This window comes from Ligilactobacillus ruminis DSM 20403 = NBRC 102161 (assembly GCF_900113455.1).
GTDB classification, from domain to species: domain Bacteria; phylum Bacillota; class Bacilli; order Lactobacillales; family Lactobacillaceae; genus Ligilactobacillus; species Ligilactobacillus ruminis.
In genome coordinates, this window is sequence record NZ_FOPI01000006.1 from 35,691 (window position 1) to 60,253 (window position 24,563).

15 protein-coding genes and 3 pseudogenes are annotated in these 24,563 nt (G+C 46.9%); 11 read left to right on the top strand and 7 right to left on the bottom strand.

Going from position 1 to position 24,563, the window contains the following annotated elements:
• Nucleotides 1-120: 120 nt before the first annotated feature.
• Nucleotides 121-1,086 (top strand): alpha/beta fold hydrolase, encoded by a 966-nt coding sequence (locus BMZ95_RS02115; protein ID WP_225354878.1) that lies wholly within the window; start codon nucleotides 121-123, stop codon nucleotides 1,084-1,086.
• Nucleotides 1,087-1,374: 288 nt separating this feature from the next.
• Here the strand turns inward: BMZ95_RS02115 and BMZ95_RS02120 are convergent, their stop codons facing one another.
• The gene (locus BMZ95_RS02120; RefSeq protein WP_046922003.1) at nucleotides 1,375-1,911 is read right to left on the bottom strand and encodes a sugar O-acetyltransferase; all 537 of its coding nucleotides are present in this window, start codon (nucleotides 1,909-1,911) and stop codon (nucleotides 1,375-1,377) included.
• Nucleotides 1,912-1,973: 62 nt separating this feature from the next.
• Between BMZ95_RS02120 and BMZ95_RS02125 the strand changes: the two genes are divergently transcribed.
• The 4 genes and pseudogenes from BMZ95_RS02125 to BMZ95_RS02140 all read left to right on the top strand — a co-directional run bounded on the left by BMZ95_RS02125 (nucleotide 1,974) and on the right by BMZ95_RS02140 (nucleotide 7,751).
• Nucleotides 1,974-2,549, top strand: a complete 576-nt coding sequence (locus tag BMZ95_RS02125; protein ID WP_046922004.1) for a DapH/DapD/GlmU-related protein — start codon at nucleotides 1,974-1,976, stop codon at nucleotides 2,547-2,549.
• Nucleotides 2,546-4,618, top strand: coding sequence for a DNA topoisomerase 3 (locus BMZ95_RS02130; RefSeq protein WP_046922005.1), 2,073 nt, complete (start codon nucleotides 2,546-2,548; stop codon nucleotides 4,616-4,618). Before BMZ95_RS02125 ends, BMZ95_RS02130 begins: the two co-directional genes overlap by 4 nt.
• Nucleotides 4,619-4,995: 377 nt before the next feature.
• A pseudogene (locus BMZ95_RS02135) lies at nucleotides 4,996-6,219 on the top strand (IS110 family RNA-guided transposase).
• Between the two features lie 257 nt (nucleotides 6,220-6,476).
• A pseudogene (locus tag BMZ95_RS02140) lies at nucleotides 6,477-7,751 on the top strand (ISL3-like element ISL3 family transposase).
• Nucleotides 7,752-7,973: 222 nt separating this feature from the next.
• Here the strand turns inward: BMZ95_RS02140 and pulA are convergent.
• The 4 genes and pseudogenes from pulA to BMZ95_RS02170 all read right to left on the bottom strand — a co-directional run bounded on the left by pulA (nucleotide 7,974) and on the right by BMZ95_RS02170 (nucleotide 14,269).
• A complete protein-coding gene (gene pulA / locus BMZ95_RS02145; protein ID WP_074786381.1) occupies nucleotides 7,974-11,888 on the bottom strand; it encodes a type I pullulanase in 3,915 nt (1,304 codons plus the stop codon).
• Between the two features lie 372 nt (nucleotides 11,889-12,260).
• A pseudogene (locus BMZ95_RS11395) lies at nucleotides 12,261-12,667 on the bottom strand (DUF4767 domain-containing protein).
• A gap of 271 nt (nucleotides 12,668-12,938) precedes the next feature.
• Nucleotides 12,939-13,865 carry an alcohol dehydrogenase catalytic domain-containing protein gene (locus BMZ95_RS02165; RefSeq protein WP_022280883.1) on the bottom strand — a complete coding sequence of 309 codons (927 nt, stop codon included), beginning with the start codon at nucleotides 13,863-13,865 and terminating at the stop codon, nucleotides 12,939-12,941.
• A 143-nt stretch (nucleotides 13,866-14,008) separates the two neighbouring features.
• Nucleotides 14,009-14,269, bottom strand: coding sequence for a DUF454 family protein (locus BMZ95_RS02170; protein WP_074786384.1), 261 nt, complete (start codon nucleotides 14,267-14,269; stop codon nucleotides 14,009-14,011).
• 95 nt (nucleotides 14,270-14,364) lie between these two features.
• On the opposite strand from BMZ95_RS02170, the gene BMZ95_RS02175 reads away from it, so the two are divergent.
• The 3 genes from BMZ95_RS02175 to BMZ95_RS02185 all read left to right on the top strand — a co-directional run bounded on the left by BMZ95_RS02175 (nucleotide 14,365) and on the right by BMZ95_RS02185 (nucleotide 18,183).
• Nucleotides 14,365-16,545, top strand: a complete 2,181-nt coding sequence (locus BMZ95_RS02175) for an AAA family ATPase (protein ID WP_046922007.1) — start codon at nucleotides 14,365-14,367, stop codon at nucleotides 16,543-16,545.
• 7 nt (nucleotides 16,546-16,552) lie between these two features.
• Nucleotides 16,553-16,675 carry a hypothetical protein gene (locus BMZ95_RS11570; protein WP_263850149.1) on the top strand — a complete coding sequence of 41 codons (123 nt, stop codon included), beginning with the start codon at nucleotides 16,553-16,555 and terminating at the stop codon, nucleotides 16,673-16,675.
• A gap of 128 nt (nucleotides 16,676-16,803) precedes the next feature.
• Nucleotides 16,804-18,183: a threonine/serine exporter family protein gene (locus BMZ95_RS02185; protein WP_046922008.1), complete on the top strand. Its 1,380-nt coding sequence runs from the start codon at nucleotides 16,804-16,806 to the stop codon at nucleotides 18,181-18,183.
• Between the two features lie 84 nt (nucleotides 18,184-18,267).
• On the opposite strand, the gene BMZ95_RS02190 is transcribed toward BMZ95_RS02185, so the two are convergent.
• Both BMZ95_RS02190 and BMZ95_RS02200 read right to left on the bottom strand, forming a co-directional pair.
• Nucleotides 18,268-19,122 carry an undecaprenyl-diphosphate phosphatase gene (locus BMZ95_RS02190; protein ID WP_202813196.1) on the bottom strand — a complete coding sequence of 285 codons (855 nt, stop codon included), beginning with the start codon at nucleotides 19,120-19,122 and terminating at the stop codon, nucleotides 18,268-18,270.
• A 441-nt stretch (nucleotides 19,123-19,563) separates the two neighbouring features.
• Entirely contained in the window at nucleotides 19,564-20,481 is a 918-nt protein-coding gene (locus BMZ95_RS02200; protein WP_014072886.1) for an L-lactate dehydrogenase, read from the bottom strand.
• 303 nt (nucleotides 20,482-20,784) lie between these two features.
• Here BMZ95_RS02200 and BMZ95_RS02205 point away from each other — a divergent pair, with 303 nt between their 5' ends.
• The 3 genes from BMZ95_RS02205 (at nucleotide 20,785) to BMZ95_RS02215 (ending at nucleotide 24,176) form a co-directional block, all read left to right on the top strand.
• A complete protein-coding gene (locus BMZ95_RS02205; RefSeq protein ID WP_074786387.1) occupies nucleotides 20,785-22,020 on the top strand; it encodes an RNA-guided endonuclease TnpB family protein in 1,236 nt (411 codons plus the stop codon).
• A gap of 178 nt (nucleotides 22,021-22,198) precedes the next feature.
• Nucleotides 22,199-22,729: a TetR/AcrR family transcriptional regulator gene (locus BMZ95_RS02210; RefSeq protein ID WP_046922224.1), complete on the top strand. Its 531-nt coding sequence runs from the start codon at nucleotides 22,199-22,201 to the stop codon at nucleotides 22,727-22,729.
• A gap of 73 nt (nucleotides 22,730-22,802) precedes the next feature.
• Complete coding sequence (locus tag BMZ95_RS02215; RefSeq protein ID WP_046922225.1) at nucleotides 22,803-24,176, top strand: flavocytochrome c; 1,374 nt, start codon at nucleotides 22,803-22,805, stop codon at nucleotides 24,174-24,176.
• Nucleotides 24,177-24,563 lie beyond the last annotated feature (387 nt).

Genomic DNA, 24,563 nt, shown 5'->3' on the forward strand with positions numbered 1-24,563 from the left:
CCCTTACCAACATTTTACCAACTCTGTACATAAAAAGAGCCGAATTCCATAGTATAATTTCCTTTGGAAACTATTTTTTAATTTCAGTTTCGAAAAGATGCTTTGGAAGGGGTACATGATTTGAACGAAGTAAGGATGGTTCCGTTCAAGGACGAGGACTGTGAACGTTTTATGGAGCAGGAAGTCAAGCCGTGGATTGAAGAAAACGTCACGGATTTTGCGTTTGACAGCTATGACGGAAAAAAGCTTCAAGCATACTGTGCGATTCCGGAAAAACCAAAAAAAGCGCTTGTTTTCGTGCATGGTTTTTGCGAATTTTTTGGCAAGTATCACGAGCTGTTTTACGATTTTTATCATGCGGGATATGCCGTGTTCTTCTATGAGCAGCGGGGATTCGGGAAGTCTTTGCGCGAAGTTTCGGACAAGGATGCGGTTTACGTCGGAAATTTTGCCGAGTATGTCGAAGACTTGAAATTGTTTACCGATGAGGTTTCCAAAATGATGGGAAAAAAGCTTGAGTTGATGTTGTTTGCGCACTCGATGGGCGGCTGCGTCGGTGCGCTGTATTTGGAAAAATACCCGGAAACGTTCAAAAAAGCAGTGCTGAGCTCGCCGATGATGAGGATGGCACTTGATCCGCGGTTAAAAAAGGTCGCCAGGCCGCTCTGCCTGGTGCAAAAAGCTCTTCATCGCGCCAAGCGACTGGCAATCGGACAGGAAAGATTCGACGAACGGCCTGATTTCAAGAACAGCTGCGCGTTGTCCGAGGCGCGCTATTCGTATCAGTTCAAGCAGCGCCTGAAAAATGCAGAGTATCAAACGAACGGCGCGACCTATTCATGGGTTTTGGCAGCGCTGAACGCGGAAAAACAGCTCATGCAAAATGCAGGCAGGATCAAATGTCCCGTGCTGCTTTGTTCGTCAGGGAACGATGCGATGGTTGACGTTTCGGGGCAAACGGAATTTGCCGAGAAAAGCAAATTCGTCAGACTCAAGCAGTTTCCTGAAGCAAAGCACGAATTGTTCAACTGTTCGGCTGAAATTCTGGAAGAATACTATGCGACTTTGCTGAAATTTTACGAATAAAGCGAAAAACCCGGATGATTTGCAATTTACTGGAAATCATCTGGGTTTTTGAGCAGTGGATGCGCAGCACTGAATTTGGCAAAAAATGCCGGACCGCCCTGTTCGGCTTTTTTTATGCCTTGATTTTTATCTTGCCTGCAAACGAATAGCCGAAACCGCGGTTGGTTTTGATCCACAAAGGCGTGTTCGGATCGTCTACAGCAAAAACGGTCATCTGGTTGAATTAAACGACAAACAGTAGTTTTGAATACCCGAAAAAAGCTCGCGACACCCCTAGGTCGCGAGCTTTTAGTCTGCTTCGATTTTTTTGATGACTTTGGCAGGATTGCCGACTGCGATCACGTTTTCCGGAATGTTTGCCGTGACGACCGAACCTGCTCCGATGATGCTGTTTTTGCCGATCGTGACTCCGCCCCAGATGGTCACGTTTCCGCCGAGCCAGACGCCGTCTTCGATCACGACCGGTTTGGCGTAGCGTTTTTTTTGTCTTCTGAGTTCTTTGTCTTTCGGGCAGAATTCAGTGAAGATGCCTGTTCTCGGCGCAATGTTGACGTTGTTTCCGATTGTGATTTCCGCCATGTCCTGAAGCGTAACGTCATGGTTCAAAAATACCTCATCGCCAAGTTCAATCCTTGAACCCAAAAAGCAGCGGAAATTCGGTTCAACGTAGGGATCTCTGCCGACTTTTTTGAGCAGCGCGTTAAGCAATGCTTCATCATAAAAATTTTCTTGATTGACTTTTTCGTTGTATTCAACGCACAATTTTTGTGCTCTTTGCTTTGCCTGGATGATTTTTTCATCCTTAAGGCTGTAGTAATTTTCCATAGTCATCACCTCAAATTATATTTTATCAAAAAACTGTTATAATTAAAAAAGAGGAATTTGCAATGAATCTTAATAGACGACATAAATTAACCAAAGAAGAAACAGAACACGTCAAAAAGATTACGAACAGCGGGCGTCTCTATTATGATTACGATCCGCTGATTGAAAGCGCAAGAAATTTTGCCTATGAGACGTGTCGACGCTACAACCGCAATGAAACGGACATTGACGAATTAAGGTCCTTGTTTGAAAAACTGGGCAAAAATCCAAGTATCGCTGACGGGTTCATTACCGAATTCGGCTTTAATCTTAGCATCGGCGACGACTTTGACGCAGGCTGCGGCTTAAAAATCATCGATTGCAACGAGGTCTCGATCGGAAACAACGTCACCATCGGAGAAAACGTTGGAATCTACACGAGCAATCATGCAAAAGATCCCAAGCTGCGTCGCGATCACTGGTGCAGCGAGCTTCCGATTAGAATCGGAAACAACGTTGTGATCGAAAGCAACTCGGTCGTTTTGCCAGGGACGATTATCGGAGACGATGCATGGATCAGACCCGGAAGCGTCGTTTTGGGCAGAATCGAAGCGGACAGTATTTGTGCGGGCGATCCCGCAAGAAGGGAAAGTAAATGAAACAACTGATTTTGGCTGAAAAGCCGAGCGTTGCCAGAGATTTGAGCCAAATTCTCGGAGCAACGGAAAAACATAAGGATTATTTTGAAGGAGATGGCGTGATCGTCACTTGGGCATTGGGGCACCTGCTCGGGCTCAAAATGCCGGAAGATCTGAACAAGGATTGGCAAAAATGGCAGCTTGAGACTTTGCCGATGCTTCCGAAGTTCATCGGAACGAAGCCTTTGCCGAAAACGAGGCATCAGCTGCAGGCAATCGAACGTCTGGCAAAGAGATCGGACGTCAAGGAAGCCGTGATCGCAACGGATGCGGGAAGAGAAGGCGAGCTTGTGGCACGCTGGATTCTGCAGTACGTCAGGTTCAACAAGCCGGTCAAGCGTTTGTGGATCTCTTCTCAGACGACAAAAGCCGTCAAGGAAGGGTTTGCCAGGCTGAAACCTGCTTCTGATTATGATGATCTGTATCAATCGGCATTGGCGCGCGCAACTGCAGACTGGCTTGTCGGCCTCAACGTGACGCGTGCCTTGACCGTGAAATATCAGGACAATTTGTCGGCCGGGCGCGTGCAGACGCCGACTTTGGCCTTGGTTTTGAAGCAGGAAGACAAAATTTCAAGCTTCATTCCGCAAAAATACTATCAGATTGCGTTGAACGCATCGAATCAAAAGGCACTGATGGAACAAAAAAATCCTTACGGCATCAAGAACAGAGAAGCAGCGCAAAAAATCGTTTCGGAACTTGAAAGAACAATCGGCAAGGTCGAAAAAATCACCGTCAAGGAGCACTCCGAAAAAGCACCTTTGCCTTATGATCTGACCGAGCTTCAACGTGCGGCGAACGAAAAGTACGGCTATTCTGCCAAAAAGACCTTGTCCGTCGTGCAAAGTCTCTACGAAGTTCACAAAATCGTCTCCTATCCGCGAACGGACAGCAAATATTTGTCGACCGACATGATTTCGACGATGAAAGAACGCCTGCAGGCAGTCGGCTCAATGGTGCCGGAAGCTTTGGAATATGCCAGAAAGGGCGCAAAAGTCGTTCAAAAAAAGGTCTTCAACAACGAAAAAGTGACCGATCACCACGCGCTCATTCCGACTGAGCAGCGTCCCGACTATGCCAAGCTGTCAAGCGATGAGCATCGAATTTACGGGATGATCGTCAAACGGTTCGTAATGATTTTTGCGCCCGAGTATCGCGAGAAAAAAGAAAAAATCACCGTTTCCTTTGCCAATCGCAGGTTCAATTTTTCCAAGACGACCGTTTTGCAAAAGGGATGGAAAGAAAATGCGCAGACGTCGGGCGAAGCACTGCATTTTAAAGAAGGACAACAAATCAAGGGAACTTTTGAAGTCAAGGAAAAGCTGACGACGCCACCGAATCCATTGACCGAAGGCGGTCTGCTTGCCTTGATGGAAAGATACAGTCTGGGGACTCCGGCAACGCGTGCAGAAATCATCGAAAAACTCGTGTCATCAGAACTAATGGAACGCGCCGGCAGCTTTTTGCGCGTAACACGCAAAGGCCGCCAGCTGCTCGAACTGGTCAATCCGTCCCTGGTGACGCCGGAACTGACCGAAAAATGGGAAAAGCAGCTTGAAGCCATTGCTTTGGGCAAGTTTTCAAGCCAAAAGTTCATCGCAGAAATCAAGAACGATACGAAAAAACTCGTCAGCGAAGTCAAGAATTCGACCAAAAAGTACCAGGACTTCTCCATGACGCAAAAGAAATGCCCTGAATGCGGAGCTTTCTTGAAGGAAAAGAAGGTCAGGGACGGCAAGCTTTTGGTCTGTTCAAATGCAGAGTGCGACTACAAACGCCGTGCTGAAGCCAAAGTTTCCAATCACCGCTGTCCGCAATGCCACAAGAAGATGCTGATCGTCTCCGGCGAAAAAGGCGAATATTTCCGCTGCAAGTATGACGGAACGACTGAAAAACTAGGCGGCAAAAAAGGCAAAAAGAAGATGAGCAGGCACGAAGAACGTCGCTTGCTGAAAAAAATCAACCAAGACGACGAGCCGCAGGAAAGCGCATTGGCTGCGGCATTGAAAAAAGCCATGGAAGAAAAATAGGCAACAGAAAAGATTATCGTTTGTCGGCAGATCAGACTCGTTTTCAGCAATCGTCACTTGCGTGGGGCGTTTTTTGATTTTGGCGGTGCAGACACTGCATGTGGCATCAAGAGCAAACAAAACATACTAATCTGGTGTTGGATGATTACTCGACGGAGTAGTCGTTCAACACTTTTTCTTTTACTATATAAAGTGGAGATGAAGCCAATGCCGTGCGTCTTTTGGACACATGATGTCGTAAATAAAACGGGCAGCTTCACCATTCAATTGAGAATCTCGTCTAAGTATGTTGGCTGTTAAAGTCCGGTTGAGAAAATTAGATCTGATTGAATTGGGTGAAGGAAGCTCATCTCCAAGTAAAGCGGAGGTTTATTCTTATGGATTTATTGAAAACTGTTTTCGGTATTGATGTTAGCAGCCGGAAGTCTAACGTATGCATTATGGTCAATGGCCAAAAAGTTAATGACTATGCCATCTCCAACGATATGGTAGGCTTCAATCAGCTGCTGGGTGACCTTAAGCAGGTTACTAAACCGCAGATTATCTTTGAAGCAACTGGCGTCTATTCCAGAAGACTCCAGGCGTTCTTGGACATGCACGAATTGCGCTATGTCATGATGAATCCGCTAGAAGCCAAAAGAAAGACAAAGGATGACCTGCACCAGAACAAGACCGATAAGCTTGATGCCTTGTACCTTGCCAAGCTGCAATCTGAGCACCCGCAGCGGCTGGCCTACGTTCAAAGCGAAGAATATCAAGAATTGATGGCCAATAACCGTATCTATGAGCAGGCTTCGCACGATCTGATAACCAACAGGAATAGACTGCACAAAGCCATTCAGCTCACTTTCCCAGAGATTGAGCACTTAATGGTTAATCCGATAGGGAAAAACTACTGGAGTATTGTCCTCAGATTCCCACACCCAGATATCGTACTAGAAACAAAAGAAGCCGATATCATCGACTTCTTAAAGGGCTTAACCGGTATTGGTAAAAAACGCGCTAACGACATAGCGCAAAGTCTTATTCGGTTGGCTAAAGTCGCATGCCCAGCTGTCAAAAAGAACAGTGCTCATATTCGTGGCCTCAAAATGGCTATTAACAACATTCTGAGCGCTGAAGAAGAGTGACAGACTGCTTTACAGGAGATGGCAAAGCTGGCTCCTAAACGGGATCTGGAGATCCTCACAAGCATTCCAGGCATCGGCAAAAACACTGCTCTAAGAATCATTAGTGAGCTTGGGGATATCAGACGTTTTAACAACCCTAGCCAATTAAATGCCTTCGTTGGTGTTGATCCTCAAGTTTATGAATCTGGCAATCTCACGGCCCACCTGTCAATTTCAAAGCGTGGGACAGCTATTGGCAGAAAGGTGCTGTACTTGGCCATAAGCCAAATTCAGTCGGCTAAGAAAGCTGGAAACCCTTGTCATATTGCGGATTATTACGAGAAACGAAAACGGTCTTCTGAGACTGCAAGTCACAAGAAGGCCGCTATCGCATCGATCCATAAATTATTACGGACGATCTTCGCTTTAATTACGAATGATCAATTGTATAGCTATGACATAGCCAAACATAACCAAAGACTTTTGTCATAAAAATTGATCCAATAGATATTATAACAGCCTCTTTTTTGAAATTACAGAAGGTGGCTGTATTTATCGTGCCCTAAATCAGATATTTGACTTGATCCTTCAGGAGTCATTTCCCGATCGAGCTCTTATTTCAAAATAAAATTGCCTAAAATCGTTGATAACACTTGACTTAGAGTAGAAAAAAAGAGGCCCATAGGCCTCGCTATTCGTAACTTAAAATCCTCTACCACAATTCTTCTAAGTATAGAAAGCTGGTTTCTATGAACCCTACTGCTAATTATATTGAAAACTTGCTTAATGTTAAAGACCCTTGCCTAAATTTTGTAGATTGCTCTCAAACAACTTACAAGGGGAGAAAAGTAATCATGTGTACAGCCATTGCCGAGCTCGACACATGTCCTAATTGTAAATCTGCTGATGACTATATATATAACGGCTTCAAGGTCGTTCATATCCCTTATATTTCAGCTGACGAAAGCAATCCAGTCATTATCAAAGTCAAGAAGCACGGTATTTTTTGTAAGAACTGTGAGCTATACAGTTATCCGTCTACCCAAATCGTTGACAAGTATTGCCACATCTCTAACGCCGTTAAACGTAAGATCATTGTCGGACTCACTAAAGATCATTCTATGACCAGTATCGCTGAAGAGAATGGTGTATCAGTTACTACTGTGCAAAGATACTTAGACCACTGTAGCGCTCAATTTACTCCTTCATTCGATTCTTTGCCAGAACACTTAGCGTTTGATGAATTTAGAGGTGTGGGGCGAAAGCTGCACTTTATCTGTCAAGATGGCGAAAAACATACCATCGTCGCCATTTTAGAGAATCGCTTCAAAAACACTATTATTAAATACTTTTTGCAGTTCCCGGAAATAGTTAGAAAGACTGTCAGAACAGTAAGTATGGACCTCAACTGCTACTACGGTGATATTGTGCGTCAGATTTTCCCAAACGCCGAGCTTGTCATTGACCGTTTCCATATGGTTCAAATGGTAAACAGATCCTTTATCGGTTTTAGAGTTCAAGTCATGAAACAGTTAGATAAGAAATCCAGAGAATACAAGCTTCTAAAACGATATTGGAAGCTGTATATGAAGAAATATAAGGATCTGGAAGGCAGTAAACAATTTTATGACAGATGTCTTAAAGTCCCGTATACACCGGCTCAAATCGTTGATGAAGGCCTTAAATGCAATGAAACACTGAAGAACACATACGACTTCATGCAGGATTTCGTGTATGCTTTAGCAGACAAAGATACGAAAAAATTAACGATCTGCTCGACAGTAATATCGGTCAGTATTGTGAGCAATTGAAAACAACCATACGGATCTTCAGAAAGAACAGGAGGGCTGTCATTAATGGTGCCAAAATGTCGTACTCAAATGGCTGCCTAGAGGGCGTTAATCGTAAGATCAAACAAATTGAACGTACAGCCCTATGGCTATTCTAATTTCACTCACCTTTTGAAAAGGATCAGACTAGAGCAGAACATCATTTGCTTCAAAAAAAGCACTAAACATATGTAAGATTTCTTGACAAGCATCAGTAAGATTTGACAAAGAGCCTATATAATACGTAAAACTCGAATTTGCGCTAGCAGTTTTTTTATGCCGACTCGAACTAACCGGTACCGTTCGGCTTAAATCAGCCACAAAAAAGGGCTAGTCAAGCATTCAAGCCGACTAGCCCTTCTTCATTAGTTGAATTATAACTAAAGTTACAAACCGCGTTGCTTTAAATTTAAAAACTTAATTCCGTTTCCGTTGCGGTTTTACCAAACTCATCAAGCCGGCTAACATGATTCCCAGTAAGCCTAGCAAGCTTGCGGATTGACCCGCCCGCTCACCAGCTTGTGGTAAACCGGTTGCCGCGGCCCGACCAGCTTTGGCAGCGGTCGTTGGCGTCAACGTGGCCTTAGTAGCTGACGACGTCGCCTGATTAGCGGTTGTGGTCGGTATGGTTGGTTTTTCCACTTCACCAGCAAGCTGGTCTTCAGCAGTCGTCGTGGTTGATCCGCCACCCGGTTGCGTGGTCGCGCCGGTCTGACCATTTTCTTTGCCATGGTGATCACCAGTCTGACCGTTACCACCACTTGGTTGTCCTCCGGGTTGGCCGTTATCAGTTGTCATCTTCGCAACCAGTACCGTCACAATTCGCGCCGTGCCATCGTTATCAAAGTCGTAGCTAACCGTCGTCTGGTCACCGGTCAAATGGTACCCAGCTGGCGCCGTCAGTGTGTAAGCCGTGCCAGCCGCGGTCAACGTTACGGTCGTCGTTTTAACCAGTTGACCGTTGTCATCCTGGTAATTGATCGTCACGGTCTGCGGCAAGTCTTCGCGCACGACTAACGTACTGAGAGCGGCCAGGTTAGTGACCGTTCCGAGGGTGACCGCATCGCTGCCGAGCAGCACCCGGCCGTTGGTCAATTTGACGGCGTCAAAGACTTGGGCGCTGTCGTTCACGTTAAAGAGCACGTATAACTTGTGGCCGCCCGCTAAATATTCGAAGGCGAAGACGCCGTTTTTACCGTCCTGTAAGACCTTGACCGTCTTGTCGATGTCAGCGTAGTTCGTCAGCCGGAACGCACTTTCGTCCTTGCGTAACTGAACCAGCTGCTTAAAGTAGTCGACCAGTTCCTGATTATCCTGAACGCGGTCCCAGTCGATCTGGTTGACCGCATCCGGTGACTTGTAACTGTTCTCGTCGCCGCCCTTGGTCCGCAGGGATTCCTGTCCACCGTAAACGAACGGGACCCCCTCGGCCAAGAAGGCCATCGAGGTTGCCAGCTTGTCACGCTTGATCAGGTTAGCCTGGGACTCGTTCGGCATCAAAGCCGTTAACATGTCGTAGAGCGTCCGGTTATCGTGGCAAGCCACGTAGTTCAGCGTCTGACTCGGCGACTGGTACGGGTGAGCCGGGACTGCGTTAGCGTAATCCTGACCACCGAGGAAACCGGCAATAAACGCCTGGGCGTGCTGGTCGTAGTCGTCTTCCTGGGCGTTTCCTTCGACCAGCCCCTTACTGATGCCGCCAAACTCGGCCCCCCTGATGGCGTCGCGAATATCACCACTGAAGAAACCAATGTGCTGATCAAGTTTGTCAGCGTTATACTGTCCCGCACCAATGTCGTGGTTGGTAGCGCGCATGTCCCAGCCTTCTCCGTAAACCAAGATACCGGGGTCGATAGCGTTCAATTCGGCGCGAATCGCGTTCATCGTGTCGACGTCCAAAATGCCCATTAAATCAAAGCGGAAACCGTCGATGTTGTACTCGGTCGCCCAGTACTTCACCGAATCCAGAATGTACTTGCGAACCATCCTGCGCTCACTGGCGACGTCGTTTCCGACCCCGCTACCGCTGGTTGGGTGGCCACCTTGATCATACTGGAAGTAGTAACCCGGCACGACCTTTTGAAAGGCCTGTTCGTCCATTGAGTAGACGTGATTATAAACCACGTCCATCACCACGCGAATCCCGGCCTTGTGGTAGCCGTTGACCATTTCCTTCATTTCCAGCACCCGCGCAGTCGGGTCGCTGGCGTCGCTAGAATAAGTCCCCTCCGGAACGTTATAGTTCTTCGGGTCGTAACCCCAGTTATAACTCGGGTCGGCGCTGGTTTCATCAATGCTGGCAAAGTCGTACATCGGCATGAGTTGTACGTGGGTCACCCCGAGGTCCTTCAGGTAATCCAACCCGGTCGCTTGACCGGATGCGGTGTGGGTGCCGGATTCGACCATGCCGGTAAACTTCCCCTTGGCCGTCACACCGGAATTCGGGTCCTTGGTGAAGTCGCGGACACTAGTTTCATAAATCACGGCGTCGGTTGGATCACTAAAGCTCGGTAACCGGTCAAAGTCGGCTGGCTTGACTGCATCAACGTCGGCAATCACACTGCGGTTGCCATTAACGGTGACCGCCTTGCTATAAGGGTCCTCAGTGGTGGTCACGCTACCGTCACCGAAGTGGAGCTGATAGTCGTAGGCCCAGCCCTGATAATCGCCGGGAAGCACCGCCGTCCAAACGCCCTTGGCGCCCCGCTGCATGGCAATCGTCTTGGTCACCGCGGCGTCGGCGGTATGTTGCTGATAAAGGCGTAGTTCGATTTGATTGGCGGTCGGGGCCCACAACTTGATTTGCGTCCGTTGCTTGCTGTAGGTCACACCTAGGTCGTCGCCGTCGTAATAGTATTCGTTATCGAACGCTTGTGAGCGGACGTAATCGCCGATGTCCATAACCTTAGCGTTACCGTTGAAGCTGACGCTGTTAGTGGTCATAATGTCGAGGTCGGTAGTGGTCGTCAACTTGAACTGCTTGCTCCGTCCGGTTGCGTCCGGTGCAATTGCCGTCACGTCCTTAACGGTATGTCCGGCCACGCTCAGTTGTTGGCGGGCCTCCGCCGCCGTCAGGGCCTTGCCGATTGTCACGGTAACTTCCGTCGGCGTTTGCATGGCCGCGCTAGTCACCATTTCCTGTTGCAACGCAAAACTAGCGGTGTAATACGGCTGCTGATCCCCGGCCACGACGTAAATGTCGGTCGCGGCGTCACTAGCTACCGGCGTGAAGGCCCGCGTCAATTCATCAGCACCGACCGGTTGGACGTAAACGGTCGTAAAGTCGGCGGCCGTCAACTGCACGGTGCCGAGCAAATTGCCGTTGGCGTCGGTTTGGTTCAAATCAACCGTTTGCGCCCCTGCCTCACCGGCCTTGTCGGTCCACACGCGGTAGCGATTAACGGCCGACTGATTCTTGTCATGATAATGCACGTTGATGGTGGTGTCGTGGTAAGTCGGCGTCACGTCCTGAGCGTCGTCACTGCCCGCACGGTACCAGACTTCGCCCTTCCCGTTAGCGTCGACGGTAACGGTCCGGTCGGCGCCATTGCCGTCCTTATCCCAACTATCGACACCCTTGATCAGCACGCCGAGTTGTTGGTAATTTTGATCCATGTCGATTTCGGCGTAGGCACCAAAATCATCGGTTCCGGTCCAGTCGTACTGCTGACCATTACCGTTAGGTTTCAGTCCCCAAACGTACGGCGCCCACTTACTACTGTCACCCTGATAGTGAATAATCACCTTGGTCGTGTCTTTAACGGGGACCGGTGCCGTCGTTTCAGTCTTCGTGTCAACTTGGGCCGGGGCACTGACTGGTTGGGTGACCGGCGCCGGTTTCTCAACTTGACTGTTTTTCGGTGTGGCGGTTTTGGCCTTTTCGCTAGTGACCACCGGATTAGTCTTCGCTACTTCCGGTACGGCAACCGACTTAGTTGAAGAAGTTGACTGATTAGTCTTCGTTTCAAGTGACGATTGCAGGTCTTTTTCACCCGTTAGCGTGCTGGTCGCTGCCGGCGTTTGGGATATCGCCACGTCGGTTTTCGTCGGCTGGTCAGCAGCTGGGTCGATGCTTGGCACCTGGTCCGTTTCGGCAACGGTTCCCGATTGTTCCGCGTTGGTTGTACCAGTTGTCGTTGTCGTTGCCGGTTTCGCAACCGATTGCACGGCCGTCGTGGTTGTTTGAGTATTTGACAGCGTATCCGCTTGCACTGTCGTGGTCGACAACCCCATATAGATTCCCATGGCTAAGACCGCACTTGACGCATACAGCCACTGTTTCCCGTGTTTCCACATCCGCCAATTTTCCTGAACAACATCCTGATTATGCATATTCTGCAACCCCCTAATAACATTCTGTTCACCCTTGAATCTAAACCTAGACCAATTGTTGCTCATACCACTAGGCTAATGCAAGCGCTTCAATAACGCAAGCATTTTTCAAATGTTAACGCTATCATTATTACTAGGTGCTATAAATAATTGACAGTGGTCAACGCTGTACTAAACAACTGACCGAATCACGAACGTTGCGCAACTAATGACCAGTGCCGATGGTTAACTTAGGTTGGTTAAGTCAGCTACCCAATCAAAAACTCGGGATGGTAGTGGCCACACCGAGTTGTGTTAATTATTATGAACCTCATCACCGAATTGGTACGTCTGTAGGTTGGCGACATTTAAGTCCTGATTACTGGCAATGGTTTACGCTTTTTCCGTCACAATCTTGGCAAAACCGGCTTGCAACTCGCTGTTTTGGCTGGTGCGAACGTATAAATCATCACCGTTAGTTGTTCCGGTTACGAAAACTACCGGTTGCTGATTGTGTAAGCAAAAAAGTAGGTCGTTAAAAACCCATGCTGATTATCCATCGTTGCCGCTTCCACCACTTGAAACGGTGCCGACTGTTCACCGTCCTCCGACCAGCGCAACTGAATTCGCTGATTAGCCAAAATCACGCGATTATCAAGTTGTCCAGATTCAATTGCATTCGGAAAAGTAAATCCATAATGATCCGGGCGTTCACCGTCATAGGTTCCCACGTAGGTCTGCCCCCATTCGTTGCTGCCACGCGTGCATAAACTTAACCAGTTGCCAGCGTTTAGTTGCATTCCAACGGGTCGCCGTGACCGTCTCCTTAGCGTCACGACTTTTTTGAGCCGTCCCAGTGGTAGAACTTGCCCGGTCAGTACTTGCCTGTTTTGATTTTGCCCGCTGCTGACTAGTTTGCAATGCTTCTTGATTGGTGGGCGTTTCAGTAACTTTAACCTGGTCGTCCCCACAGCCACTCAGTAATAATACCCCCTGCAAATAAGACTCCCCAGCCTTTGCGCATCCGCCTGCCCCTCCCTTTAATTATTAATATATTTATATTAAATGTTACTAAAACTGGCCGGAAAAGCAACTTAAAAAACGGCCCGCAAACGGCTGGCAATTAAGGTCGTCTTCGAGTAACGCACCCGCGGCAAACTGCGGATTTAACCACTTTGCCGCCCGCGCTAGTTGGTCGTCGGTAGCGTGGCTGATGACGAAGCCGCTAATTTGCTTTTGGGCCATGTAAAACTGGCGGACGTCGAAGGTAAAATGATTATCCGCCGGCGCCGTGATCAGCGTGACCTGGCCGCCCTGATTGAGCGCCGCCAAGTTAGCCTGCAATGGCACCTTACCGGACGTATCAATGATGTGATCAAACTGCCGGTCGCACTGGGACGCCACCGGTTCGTGGTAATCCAACGTTAACTCGCTTCCCAATTGCCGACAGCGGTCAAAGTCGCGCGCTGCGGAAGTCGTCGTCACGACCGCCCCTAACTGGTGCGCTAGCTGAATAAACTTACGGCCGACGTTCCCGGCCGCCACCTCGATTAGGATGGCCTGCCCGCGGGTTAGTTGCATGACGTCTTGCAACACAATCGCGGCCGTCGCGGCCGAATGGACCGCCGCCACCAGTTGGCGGGCGTCCACACCGCATGGCACCGGATAAAGCCGGTCGGCAGCAACCGCCACCATTTCGGCGGTCGCCCCCATCCGCCCGTCGTAACCGGCAGAGTTGGTCCAAACCAAATCACCGACCGCAAATTTAGTCACGCCGGCCGCCACCCGCAGTACCGTGCCGACCAAATCACGGCCGACAACGTGCGGCGTGGCCAGTGCCGTTTGAAACGCCCCACTACGAACAAAGGTATCGACGTGGTCGACCGCCACGGCCTGCACCCGGACCAGTACCTGATTGGCCCGTAGTTGCGGTTCGTCAATTTCCCGCAATCGTAACGCTTCCGGCCCACCGAGTTGCTCGAAAGTCACTGCCTGCATCTAAAAAAACTCCTCTCATCATTTTAATTATATCTGTCCTTGAATGGCTCTATAATTTTTCTTACTGATGGATGTCAAGTAATACATCCGTCGGTAAGATTTTTTGTTTAAAACAAAAAAGAGGCCGTTTCCGACCTCTTTTTTTAGAGCTTGACTCTGCTTTTTGACAAGCGTTTCATGCCGATTTTTTCTTTTTCATTATTCATGAAGCCCTTTAACCAGCGGTAAACTCTCGTGTTCAGGAGCCACTTGTGAAACCGCGGCGAAAACTTTGAAAGACTGTACAAAAATGCGAGAAGGAACGGAACTTGCGGCACGATCGGCAAAACAATTCCGTCGATCAAGAGCAAAAAACTTACGACAGACATCAGCAACCATAATAAGCGACGTACCAAAAAAATCACTCCTTGAAAGTTTTCTCGGATAAAGCGTATCATATTATTCTAGAGAAAAGTATTATGAATGAAATAAGAATTTGTTAAGAAAGGGAAATGCTTTCATGGATAAGCTTGCCGAAACGTATCAAAAAGGAATCGCCAAAATCAAGGCAAAAGATTATCAGCAGGCCATGGCATTTTTTGAGCGCGTTTTTAAAGAAAATGCCGGCTTTTTGTCCGTTTGCTACTACTTGGGCAAGTGCCATTATTTTTTGCGGGAATTTGACGAAGCGGAAAAATTTCTTGAACTGCATACGAAAAACGACACGGAGAAAAATCAAGGGCAGGCATGGAAACTGCTGACAAAAATTTATGTCAGCAGACAAGACAAGGAAAAAGCAGCGTCTTCTTTGCAGGAGGCATCAGAGCATGGTGCTGAAAAACTTGCCGGCTTAAAGGAGAAAATCGCAAAAATTGATGAAACTTCTTTTTCAAAAAAGATGCGTTTCAAATTTTTGCAGCTCGCCAAAAACAAGACGCCGATTGCCAAAACGGATCTCAAGGAATATGAAAAGGTGAAATTTTTCATCAACGGGATGACCGACGAGCAAAAGAAAAAATTTTGTGACGGCAAGTGGCACGAATTAGAAGTCACGAAGCCAAAAAAGGTCAAGTTCAAAGGGTTCATGTCGGTTGCGCTTTTGGACGATCGAGGCTATTACAAAAAATACCTGCCTGAAATCGGCAGCTTGTATCTGCGCTCTTCGTTCAATGATTATTTGGAAGAAGATCGCTTTTTTAAGACAAAGTGGGAGAAGTCAAAGGTTTTTGCGCTTTTGCTGACGAAAATCTTTTCACGTGAGATGATCGAAAGACTTTTGCTTCAAAACGACCTGCTCGACACGCAGGCTAAACGTCACCTCAAAGGCTGCGACGATCTGGTTTATTTGAAGAAACAGGGCGAGGTCATGCCGCTTTCTTTTGAGCCCGTTTTGGAAAATGCAGAGCAGCTGAGGAAATTCGGCTTTATTTGTGACAAAAATTGCCAAAATACGGTGCACCTTAAAGAAAAATGTCTGGGCGAACGGTTGATCGAAAAGCTTTTGAAGCAAACGACAAGACAAAAGCTGCCGTTCCGGCATCCTCCAAAAGAATATCGGCCGACAAAAGAACAGTTCAGGTTTATCCACTGGATCTTTCAAAACAATCATCGCATCATCAGCCTGCTTGGAGTAGGCGGAAGCGGCAAGACGTATACGCTTGGGCAAATTTTGGATCATGAGAGGGTTTTGGCGCTTGCACCGACGCACAAAGCACGAATCAATCTGGAAAAGTGCGGTTTCAAGCACAACGAGACGATTCAAAAAGTGATTTATGAGCTTGAAAACAGTCAAAGCGAGCTGATCGACGGAGACGACTATGACGTTATCGTGATTGACGAAATTTCAATGGTTACGCAAGACATGCTGAAAACGCTGCTGCAATACGTCGGAAACGACTATCGCTTCATCTTTTTAGGCGATGACAAGCAGCTTCCTCCGGTCAGTCAGGATGAGGATGCGCTTGAAGTATGCGGCAACGTCATGCAGCTGTTGATTCAATCCGGATCGCACTTTGATTTTCAGGCCAACCTGCGCTGCAAGGATGAACGAGTGCGCATGTTTATTGCGCAGTGCCGCTATAAGAATACGAAAAACCTCAAGCAGCTGCACGTCTTCAAGCAGTCAAATGCAGACGACATGATTGCTTACAAACTAAAGCACCTGCCGCTTGAGGACTGCATGATTATTGCTTATCGCAATGCAACGGTCGGCAGAATCAACGAGCAGTTTTTCAAAGTGCTTTCAAAAGACAAACAAAACGTTGTCCCCTTCGAGTATAAGAACGGTTACGGACGTGGCGGCTTTTTTGTCGGAGCAAAGGTCGTCTTCTACAGAAACGACGATCAGTATCAAAAGTATGGCTATACGAACTCTGAATTTGGCAAGATCGTTTCCCTGGAACTTCCGAGCGAAAAGAACAAAAACGGCAAAGTCGTCGTCAAAACGGACCAAAAAGAATATGTGCTGCCGATTTGGCGCGCCAAAGAAGATTTGCTTTTGGCGTATGCGCTGACGATTCATAAAGCACAAGGAAGCGGCGCCAAACGCGTTTACGTGCTTGAAGCGGTTGATTACGGACTTGCCTATACGGCGGTTTCCAGAACGAAAAAAGAGCTGTGTTTCGTTGAGATGACGCTTGATGATCTGTGCTTGGCGCTGGAAACTCCGACACGAGAAAAAGCTAATGTTTATACTTTCTGAAGCCTGATTGCGTGAATTTTTTAATATTCCCGTTCAGGTTGCTTATGACAATGGCGATGTTGAAAATTATGGTGACGGAGCAAAGAAGAACCTGGAATTGAAGTTATCTTTTGCAGAAATTCTGGATTAGAGAATATATGTACAAATAACAAAAAGACTCGGGGATGCGCTTACATCTTTGCCGAGTCTTTTTCAGTTTTTCAAACTGTGCTAAAATTGAAAGTGTTTTTACCAAGGAAGATATTTGGAGGAATTGACATGAGCAAAGAAGAAGAGCTGAGACAAAGAAGCAGCATTCATTTGTCTCAGAAGCATCAAAAGCATCACAAACATCACATGGCGATGCCTTGGCACGACTTTATTCCGGATGACGATCATGATTTGGCCAGAGCGGCCAGTCTTCCGGCAAAGGCAGCCGTTGTGGGACGAGTTGGATTGATGATGCTTGCTTGCGGAACCGGAGCATGGCGCGTTCGTGATTCAATGAACGTCATGGCCAGGAAATTAGGCCTGGTCTGTTCGGCAGATATCGGATTGATTTCAATCGAGTTCACATGCATCGACAAGGACGGGCAGTCCTATACGCAAGCCCTGTCTCTTCCGACGACGGGCGTCAATACCGATAAATTGACCCGAATGGAGCATTTTGTCAAAAGAATCAACCGCAAGGAAACGAAGATGACGCTTGAAGAGATTCATGACGAACTCGACAAGATTCAGAAAACCCCTGGCAATTACAAACCGTATCAAGTCGGCTTGGCATCTGCGCTTGCATGCTGTGCCTTCGTCTTTTTGCTTGGCGGCGGCATTATTGAAATGATCGGTTCGTTTATCGGAGCCGGATTAGGGAATTATACGAGACGCAGGATGCTTGACAAGCACATTACGCTTTTGGCGTGCGTGGCAGTCAGCGTAATGGTCGCCTGCCTGTCATATACGCTGTCGTTTCATGTGATGGAGCTTTTGTTTAACGTTTCGGCCAGACACGAAGCCGGCTATATTGGTGCAATGCTGTTCGTTATCCCGGGATTTCCGTTCATTACGAGCGGCCTTGACATTGCCAAAATGGACATGCGCTCAGGTCTTGAGCGACTGGCTCACGCAATCGTCATCATTGGGGTTGCAACGCTTGTCGGCTGGGTAACTGCGCTTGTGGTGCACTTGCAGCCGGAAAACTTCATGCCGCTTCAATTGACCGTTTTGCAATTGATGTTTTTACGGGTCATTGCCAGTTTTTGCGGGGTCTACGGTTTCTCGATCATGTTCAATTCGCCGCGCAAAATGGCTTCCATTGCAGGATGCATCGGAGCCGTTGCCAATACGCTTCGCCTTGAGCTGGTTGATTTATGCGGGATGGCGCCCGGCGTCGCTGCATTTTTCGGCGCCTTGACCGCCGGACTGCTCGCATCATACGTATATAAGAGGATGCACTATCCGCGCATTTCGCTGACGGTGCCTTCAATCGTCATCATGGTTCCCGGGCTTTACATGTACCGTGCGATCTACAACATCGGCGTCACGTCGATTTCTGACGGGGCATTATGGCTGACGAAGGCGCTTTTGATCGTCATGTTCTTGCCGCTCGGACTGATCGTTGCCCGAATCATTACGGATGACAAGTGGAGATATTGCAACTGATTTTTTAAAGCAAAAAACCAGGACTCATTTTTTGAATCCTGGTTTTTTTGTTGTCATCTTAATGAAAAATGCAGTGCCAAAAATCTACTTGATGACCAAGAAGTAAAGCAGCACCAGCAGGCCAAGGACGATGCGATACCATCCGAAGACCTTGAAGTCGTGTTTTTTGATATATTGCATCAAGAATTTGATAACGATGATTGATGAAACGAATGCAGTAATCAAACCGACGATCAAAATCAAAAGTTCGGCAGGTGAGAAGACGAAACCGAATTTCAACAGCTTGAACAATGAAGCGCCGAACATGACCGGGATTGCCAGGAAGAACGTGAACTCTGCGGCAACGGTTCTTGAAACGCCAAGAATCAAGGCACCGACGATCGTTGCGCCTGAACGAGACGTTCCCGGGAAAACAGCGGCAATCAATTGGAAGAAACCGATCAAAATAACCGTATAGTATGAAAGCTCGGCAAGCGAACTGATTTTGGCGCGCTTGTTTTTGTGAACCGTTTCGACCCAAATGAACGCGATCCCGAAAACAATCAGCGCAATCGCAACGCTGACCGGGTTATAGAAAAGTTTTTCAAACGTGTCGTTGAAAGCAACGCCGATAATGCCGGCTGGAAGGCAGGCAATTACGATTTTGATCCACATGATGATGATGTCTTTGTCGACATAGCGCCAAATTCCGGTCGGAGCCATCGGACCCGTTTGCTTGCTTTTATGGAACGGCCAGATTTTGTTCCAGTAGATGACGACAACGGCCATGATGGCTCCAACCTGAATGACGACTTCAAACATGCTGTAAAATGATTTTGAAACGTCCAATTTGACAAATTGATCAAGCAGGATCATGTGCCCCGTGCTGCTGATTGGAAGCCATTCGGTGATGCCTTCAACAATACCGAACAGGAAGGCTTTGATTAGTTCAATTATCATTATGATTAAAAGTCCTTTCTGAATATATCTTGATTGATTAACTTCCTTATTATAGTCTATGAAAATATGGCTGACAAGCGTTTGAAAAGAATGAGCCATAAAGTTTAAGAAATGGTTAGGCAAATCGGAATATGCAGTGTGGCTGTTCGACTAATGTGCCAGAATTTCATTCAAGTTTTACGGACAAAGAGCCAATTTTTATCGATGTGTCCGTAAACGGCAGAGCTTTTGCCAAATGCAGTGCCTGATAAATCAGCGCGCCAAACTATTTTTGGGTAATTTCCATCATTGAAGGCGATCGTCCTGCATACGCAAAAAAACCGGATCAGATTTGCGATTGATTGCAAATCATCCGGTTTTTCGATTTAAGACAGAATTTTTTTCCGGCCTCTTTTAATTTGAGGCAGAGTTTTTTCAAGCCTCATCAAAACAATTTATGAATCAGTCTTCGAGAGACTTGACCTTTTTTGCGATAAATTCAGCGGAGCTCTGGAGCTTTTCTTCTTCTTCGGCAGGAAGTTCCGTGTAATTTACCGAAACGACGCCTTCAGCACCGATAACGGCAGGATAGCCGACGTAGCAGCCGTACTTTTCAAGGTAGACTGAGGCCGGACATGCAAGGTGCGCATCAGAGAGAACTGCCAAGGCAAGCTTGATGGCACAAGTTGCGATGGCATAACAAGTGTAGCGCTTGCCTGAGAAGACGAGCCAGCCGCCGCGACGAGCCTGCTTGTCAAGGTCTTCAAGGTCAAGATTGTTTTCTTTGGCAACTTCGGCAATCGGATGGCCGGCAACTCGAACCGTTGACCATGCCGTAAATTGTGATTCGCCGTGTTCGCCCATGACGTAGCCGGTAACGTTCTTTGGATCCTGATTGAGTGCTTGACCAACGGCGCGCTGCATGCGTGCCGTGTCAAGGAAGGTCCCTGTACCAAAGACTTGGTTCTTTGGAAGTCCCGTGTACTTTTGGAGCAGCGTTGCGATAACGTCGCACGGGTTGGAGATGTTGACGATAACGCCGTTGAATCCTGATTCCTTGATCTTTGGACCGACGTCTGCAGCTGCGGCAGTGTTGAAGTTGAATTCTCCGAAACGATCGCCGTCCAAGGACAATGCGGCGATGTTGCCAAATGCAGTGATGATAATGTCTGCGTCCTTTAATTCGGAATAATCCTGCACCTTGATTTTCGTATGAGTATCAAGGCGACCAAGAGAGTCGAGCAGATCGTATTGTTCAGCCATGCATTTGTCATCGTTTGAATCAATCAGAACAAGTTCATCAGCCAAACCTTTTGTGACAAGAGTATATGCAACGGTTGCGCCAACGTGGCCCAAGCCGATAACGGCAAATTTTCTCATAAAGAAAGCCCCCTATTAATTTATTGATCTAATTTAGTTAATTATAATCCTCCTTTAATCAAAATTAAAGGGCAAATTCAATCTTTTGACAAAATGTCCGATTTTTAAGTCGCCCGTTGACGATTTAGTGCCATGCACTGTATTTTCATTGATAAATATATAGGCTGGAAACCCGTCACTTTAGTGATGGGAGGAAAGCCTCGCTCAAGAACCTGAGGCGCTTCTTTTTTGCCTTTTCCCTTTCCCGACTTTTCCCATATCAATATGATATAATTGATGTATGAAGAAAGCGAGGTGAACCTGTTGCAACAAACCATTACCATTAAATGTAAATTAAAGCTACAGTCATCATTGGATGAATCGGTTTTGACCAAATCCTTAGAACAATACCGACGAGCTTGTAATGCGGTTTCTCAGTATATGTTTGACCATAGCTTTGAAATGGCTCAAGCAAAGCTGAACAAGGCATTGTATCACCAGTTGCGGAATGATTATGGATTAAAAGCACAAATGGCTCAGTCCGCAATCCGTAACGTCGTTGCCCGTTACAGAACGGTTAAAACGCAGTTGGCTCAAAAGCCTTATCGCTACAATACGGGCAAACAAGATCGATACGGCAACGATATTTGGAAAAACGAGACCCGTACCCTGGATTGGTTATGGCATCCTATCAATTTCAAACGTCCTCAACTGGACTTGCAACGCAATCGTGATTGGTCGCTTAAGGACAATCACATTATGTCTATCAATACAGTTAACGGGCGTATAAAAGTGCCGTTTACCTGTCAAGGATTCGATCAATATTTAAACGGTACTTGGGAATTCGGCATGGCTAAGATTCTCCATGTTGGCAACAAATGGTATATGCACATTAGCGCAACTAAAGAACTGCCGGATTATCTTAAAGAACAATCACAACATGTGGTTGGTATTGATCGCGGATTGCGATTCTTGGCGACTGCTTATGATGAACACGGAAAAACACTGTTTTTTCAAGGTCAGGAAGTGCTACGCAAACGGAGCAAGTTTAAGCGATTGCGTCAGCAACTGCAAAGCAGGGGAACCAAATCTGCCAAACGTCGTTTAAAGAAAATCGGTCAACGAGAGAACCGCTGGATGACTGATATTAATCATCAGTTATCAAAGACACTCGTTAATCGTTATGGAGCAGACACCCTCTTCGTTTTGGAAAATCTGGCAAATGTGCGATTCGCAACTGAAAAAGTAACAAAAACACAACGTTATGAGCAGGTTTCATGGGCTTTTTATCAATTAGCACAGTTCTTGACATACAAAGCTCATTTAGTCGGAAGCGAAGTGGTTCAAGTTTCAGCTAAATACACAAGCCAGCGATGCCCAAAATGTGGTCGTATTTACAAAAATAACCGTAATCATCAGCAACATTTGTACGTGTGCGATCGTTGCGGTTATCAATCCAACGATGACCGTATTGGCGCTATGAACATTCAGCTTTTGGGCACGCAATATATTAGTGGCAATGAACGCCCGTCTTTCAACAAAGTAACAGCCGGTGAGTAAATCTCGTTGGCTAAACGGGTGTGTCGTCAACCACCCGATGATGTAGCCACATCGTGAAGAAGCACATTAGTGCGTTACTACTTCTAAGCCGTTAGGCTTGTGAGCTACAAGCCATCGATTTTAATCGGTGGTAGTTGACGATAAAATCAAGTCAGTAATGGTTTGCGAGGTGTTTTAATTGACTCAACAACAAGAAGAAAGAAAAGAGGCTTTGGCAGACAGTCTGCGCGATTTGCTCAAGCATGAGGCGATTGAAAAAGTTACCGTCGATCAGATTTGTCAGGAAGCAAAAGTGCACAGGAGCACGTTTTATCGCTATTTTAAGGATAAATATGATTTGATGTACTATTCGTTTGAAAGGCTGATGATTGCAAGAATTGATGAAAATGACGTGATTGATTCAATTATTGCAATTATCGTCAACGATAAGGAACTGTTCAGAAACGTTTCCATCAATAACAACAACGGAACGCTGTTTTGGATGATGGTCAAGATGCTCAGCTGTCAGCTGCTAAAAGCTGACGAAGAGGGAAGGCTGCACAGCATCGGCTGGGTCCAACGTGCGATTGAATCTTCCACGAATAGGGAACTTACGGCCAAAATGATTTCCGGCGCATGTCTGACGCTCATGTTTGAGTGGGTCGACAGCAACTATCAGATGAGTCCAAAAGAGCTCAGCGAGTTCGTGAAGAACATGAAGCATCTGTAATCAAAAGATTGTTGCGGTAAAAGTCGGTTTTCGTTAAGATTATAGTAGAATATACGAAAGAAGGAGCACTATTTTGGCAAATACTGCAAATAAACCGAACGATTTGGTGAAAGAAGACTACGATTTGATTGTGATCGGCTCAGGGTGCGCTGGCCTGACGTGTGCGATTCAGGCGCGCGAGCTGGGGTTAAAGCCGGTGATTCTTGAAAAGATGGAGACGTTTGGCGGAAATTCCATGCGCGCGTCTTCCGGGATGAATGCTTCCGAAACGATCGTTCAGCTTAAGCACGGCATTGTCGAAGACTGGCATGACTTCTATGAAGAAACGTACAAGGGCGGAGGAAAGCTCAACGATCCGGAGCTTTTGGAATATTTTGCATCGCACGGTGCTCTTGCGATTGACTGGCTTGCTGCTCACGGCATCGTACTGGACGATCTGACGATTACCGGCGGCATGAGCAGGATGAGAACGCATCGACCGAAGAGTCTGGCACCGATCGGCGCGTTTTTGGTCAACAATTTGATGAAGCGAGCCAAAGAACTCGAAATCCCCGTTGTCTGCGGCGTGAAGGCCGAACGTCTTCTGACGGATGAAAAGGGTGCGGTCTGCGGCGTCAAAACGGCCCAAAGAAACGTTTATGCCAAGGCGGTGGTCCTTGCGACGGGCGGCTTTTCCGCTTCAAAAGACCTGATTGCCAAGTATCGTCCTGATCTTAAAGCATACAGAACCACGAACCACGCCGGAGCTACGGGCGACGGAATCAAGCTCGCGGAAGAGGTCGGAGCAGAAGTCATGCAGATGGATCTGGTTCAGGTTCATCCGACCGTTCAACAGGATACGGATCACACTTATCTGATCGGTGAGGCAGTGCGCGGAGAAGGCGCCGTTTTGGTCGACGGAAACGGCAAAAGATTCGTCAATGAACTGTCCACGCGACGCATCGTTTCTGACGCAATCACTGCGCTCAAAGAAAAGAGTGCTTATCTGGTGTTTGATTCGCAAGTCAAAAAACGCGTCAAAGCCGTTGATTTTTATCAAAAACAAGGTCTGGTCGTTGAGGCCAAAACTTTGGAAGATCTTGCCAAAAAACTTAACGTCAAGGAAAATGATCTGAAGCAGACGCTTGAAAAGTGGAATCAAGCCGTCGAAAAGAAACAAGACTCTGAATTCGGCAGAAAGACGGGCATGGAACGCAAATTGAATCAGGCTCCCTACTATGCGATTCATATTGCGCCTGCCATTCACTACACGATGGGCGGTCTTCACATCGATAAGCAGACGCACGTTTTAGATAAGAGCGGCAACGTCATTTCCGGGCTGTTCGCATGCGGCGAAGTTTGCGGCGGTCTGCACGGCAACAACAGAATCGGCGGCAATTCGATTTCTGAAACGATCATCTTCGGTCGTCAGGCGGGGATGCAGGCGGCAGTCGAGAGCAAAAAATAAATAGGCAAAATGAAGGGCAATCCGCAAAAAAGCGGGTTGCTTTTTTATTGTGAATAAAATTTGATAATAGTTGTTGAATAATTAAATTTAAGTTACAATTTGATTGTAACATTTTGTTTTATAGTAATTGTATTTAAATGATTATGTATGGAGGAGATATTCATGGCTATGCATTTAAAAAACAATTTATCTTATTTCAGAGTAAACAAGCTGACTTTAGATGAATACAAGTACATAAGTGAATATGTTGCCAAAGGAAACGTTAGCTTCGAGAATATGTCTAGTAATCGTACTTTAAAAAGATATTAGATGCTATCGCCATTGCAAATCCTAATTTCTACACTAATATTAGTACAGAGAGAGGGCAGTTAAAGTCTAAGCAGGTTG